We start from the raw sequence: 3,161 nt of genomic DNA, 5'->3' as shown, positions 1-3,161 counted from the left end.
GCGACGGCACATTCACCGCGCAAGGCAGGTTCTGGAAGATCGGCGTCAATTCGTTGCCGGTTTTCTCGCAGCGATAGGTCTGGCTGCTCTGGCACAATTCCTCGCCTTCGCGCGCGCACTGGGCGCTGGCTTCGCCCGCAGCGCCGAACATCGTCATGGCTGCTATGACGGCCCCAAGCCTGCCCATCTTCCCCTCCGTTCAGAGCGCGCAATGTAAGGCAATTCCGATCCAATGTATCAGCGAGATCGTCATCGAGGCCGAACAGCGCCGGGCGGGTGGCTCTATGCCTTCTGCGCACCGCCGGTAGCCTACTGACCTCGCCTTGCGCGACAGGAGGCCCCGATGAGCCAGATGACACGGGACGAGAAGCAACTGCCCGTGGTTGGCGACCGCCACGTCGACCCGCATTCCTATCCCGAGGGCGTCGCTTTCCTCGACGGCCAGTACCTGCCGATGTCGCAAGCCAAGATCTCGGTGCTGGACTGGGGTTTTCTGCATTCCGACGCCACTTACGACACCGTGCATGTCTGGAATGGCCGTTTCTTCCGCCTCGATTTGCATCTCGACCGCTTCTTCGGCGGGCTGGAAAAGCTGCGCATGACCATTCCCTTCGATCGCGAAGGCGTGACCGAAATCCTGCACAATTGCGTGGCGCTGTCGGGTCATCGCGCCGCCTATGTCGAGATGCTGTGCACGCGCGGCACCTCGCCGACCTTCAGCCGCGACCCGCGCCAGGCAGTCAACCGCTTCATGGCGTTCGCCGTGCCGTTCGGCTCGGTCGCCAATGCCGAGCAGTTGCAGCGCGGCCTGCGTGTCGCCATCAGCGACAAGGTGCGTATTCCGCCGGCCTCGATCGACCCGGCGATCAAGAACTACCACTGGCTCGATCTGGTGCGCGGCCTCTACGATGCCTATGACCGCGGCGCCGAGACCGCAGTGATTCTCGACTTCAATGGCAACGTCGCCGAAGGCCCGGGCTTCAACGTCTTCTGCGTCAGGGATGGAAAACTGTCGACGCCTTCCATTGGCGTGCTGCCCGGCATCACCCGCCGCACGGTCTTCGACCTGTGCGCCGAAGAAGGTCTTGCCGCCACCGCCACCGATGTTAGCGTCGCCGCATTGCGCGAGGCAGACGAGGTTTTCATCACCTCGACCGCGGGCGGCATCATGCCGGTGACGGAGATCGACGGCGTCCGGATTGCGCACGGCAAGGTCGGCGCGATCACTAGCCGGCTGATGGCACTCTACTGGCAAAAGCACGACGACCCGGCATGGTCGTCTCAGGTGAATTACCCCTGATCAAGGGGCCTCTTGTTCAAAAAGAATCCCCCCGCCTCTGGAAAATCACGGGATAGGCCGTATATGCCGAAAGCGGAGAAGCCTCCGCTTTCACCAGAAAATTGCGCCCGCAGGGGCAAGGATTCCACATCATGACAAACCAGGTTTGGTTCATCACCGGATCGTCGAAGGGTTTTGGCCGCGTCTGGGTCGAGGCGGCGCTCGCGCGTGGCGACCGCGTTGCCGCGACCGCCCGCGACGCCGGCACGCTCGCCGATCTCGTCGAGAAATATGGCGACAACGTCGCCGCGATAAAGCTCGACGTCACCGACAAGAAAGCCGTCGATGCCGCTGTCGCCGAGGCGCACAAGCGCTTTGGCCGGCTCGACGTCGTCATCAACAATGCCGGCTACGGCCATTTCGGCGCCATCGAGGAGGTCAGCGAACAGGAAGCCCGCGACCAGATCGAAACCAATGTCTTCGGCGCCCTGTGGGTCACCCAGGCCGCGCTGCCGATCATGCGGGCGCAGCGGTCCGGCCACATCATCCAGATCTCGTCGATCGGCGGCGTCAATGCCTTTGCCTCGCTCGGCCTCTACCACGCCTCGAAATGGGCGCTGGAGGCTTTCAGCCAGTCGCTCAGCATCGAAGTCGCGGAATTCGGCATCCATGTGACGCTGGTCGAGCCGGGTGGCTTCTCCACCGACTGGGCCGGCCCGTCGGCAAAGGTCTCCCAGCCTATCGAGGCCTATGCGCCTGCCCGCGCCAAGATGGCCGAGCGCCGCGCCAATTCGGTCGCCGGCGATCCCGAGGCCACCGGGCCGGCGATGCTGGCCATTGTCGATGCTGCCGAGCCACCGCTCCGGGTGTTCTTCGGCGACGGCGGCCTGCCGATGATACGCCAGGAATACGCCAACCGGCTCGCCACCTGGGACAAATGGGATCACGTTTCCATCATGGCGCAAGGCGCGAAGAAAAACCGCAAGAGCTAACGCTTGGCGGCTTTGCTACGCCGCCTCATAAGGCGGCGTAGCCCCTGCCCTCTGGTTGCCGCACAGCTATGCCTCATAAATCCACTGCTCAGGCACGCGCACGGACATCTCCTCACCGGCCTTGATGGTTCCTGGTTTTTCGACCCAGGCGACGACGCCACGCAGCCGTTTCGCGACCTTCGGGAACAGCAGCGCACCGGCCTCGACGTCGGCCATTCCGGCATTCTCGGCGATCGACCGGCCGGCGATGCGGCATGGTCCGTTCTGTGCGTCGACCTTGATGGCAACGCCGCCCTTGAAGAACAGCAGCGTGCCGGCAGGCAGCATAGAGAGGTTCGGCACCCCTTCGATCAAAAGATTGGCGCCGATCCATTCCGGCTTGATCTCGGCCAGGCCCATGCGTTCGGCTACAACCGCCAGCTCGTCCGCCGCCACAACAGACAATTGCCGCTCGTTGCGCATTTCGGTGCCGCGCGGATACCAGGGCTCGCGCCCGCCGGAGCGCCGTGTCGGTCCGGCATGGAAATCGCCAGATATGCCGTCGAAACCCAGCCGCAATTCGTCCACAGGGCGCGTCTGAAAATGATCCGCTGGCGCCACGTAAAGCGCTGCCGCCTTGGCGGCAAGCTTTCGTGCGGGGATGATTTCAACCGGCTTTTCAGCCTCGGGGAAGAGATCCAGCATGGCTTCATTCCTTGGATGATGCCGCTTGGTTTTGCCCTTCGGCTGGCAAGGCCGCAAGAGCGGTTTGGGCCAAAACGCGCAACTCTTCGACCGAAGCACCGTCTCGCGCCTGGATCGACATGCCGTTCATGACGCCAGCCAGGTATTTGGCAAACCCCTCGACCGAGAGGCCCGCCGGCAGGTCGCCCACCGCCCTGCCCCTGGCC

At 63.7% G+C, this 3,161-nt stretch carries 3 protein-coding genes and 2 pseudogenes; 2 read left to right on the top strand and 3 right to left on the bottom strand.

Going from position 1 to position 3,161, the window contains the following annotated elements; genetic code table 11:
* Nucleotides 1-187: pseudogene (locus EN935_RS28515) on the bottom strand (hypothetical protein); the annotation flags it as partial.
* Nucleotides 188-343: 156 nt separating this feature from the next.
* On the opposite strand from EN935_RS28515, the gene EN935_RS28510 reads away from it, so the two are divergent.
* Nucleotides 344-1,300, top strand: coding sequence for a D-amino acid aminotransferase (locus EN935_RS28510; RefSeq protein ID WP_109668309.1), 957 nt, complete (start codon nucleotides 344-346; stop codon nucleotides 1,298-1,300).
* A 131-nt stretch (nucleotides 1,301-1,431) separates the two neighbouring features.
* Nucleotides 1,432-2,271 carry an SDR family oxidoreductase gene (locus EN935_RS28505; RefSeq protein WP_109668310.1) on the top strand — a complete coding sequence of 280 codons (840 nt, stop codon included), beginning with the start codon at nucleotides 1,432-1,434 and terminating at the stop codon, nucleotides 2,269-2,271.
* Nucleotides 2,272-2,337: 66 nt separating this feature from the next.
* Here the strand turns inward: EN935_RS28505 and EN935_RS28500 are convergent, their stop codons facing one another.
* Nucleotides 2,338-2,955 carry an MOSC domain-containing protein gene (locus EN935_RS28500; protein WP_127373859.1) on the bottom strand — a complete coding sequence of 206 codons (618 nt, stop codon included), beginning with the start codon at nucleotides 2,953-2,955 and terminating at the stop codon, nucleotides 2,338-2,340.
* Nucleotides 2,956-2,959: 4 nt separating this feature from the next.
* A pseudogene (locus EN935_RS28495) lies at nucleotides 2,960-3,161 on the bottom strand (TetR/AcrR family transcriptional regulator); the annotation flags it as partial.

Source organism: Mesorhizobium sp. M7D.F.Ca.US.004.03.1.1 (genome assembly GCF_003998635.1).
Classification (GTDB): domain Bacteria; phylum Pseudomonadota; class Alphaproteobacteria; order Rhizobiales; family Rhizobiaceae; genus Mesorhizobium; species Mesorhizobium loti.
The sequence above is the reverse complement of the archived record's forward strand: the minus strand, read 5'-3'. Positions and strand labels throughout refer to the sequence as shown.

Coding starts and splice junctions, on each gene's coding strand:
- EN935_RS28505 (WP_109668310.1), top strand. CDS start 1,432: ATGACAAACCAGGTTTGGTTCATCACCGGATCGTCGAAGGGTTTTGGC.
- EN935_RS28510 (WP_109668309.1), top strand. CDS start 344: ATGAGCCAGATGACACGGGACGAGAAGCAACTGCCCGTGGTTGGCGAC.
- EN935_RS28500 (WP_127373859.1), bottom strand. CDS start 2,955: ATGCTGGATCTCTTCCCCGAGGCTGAAAAGCCGGTTGAAATCATCCCC.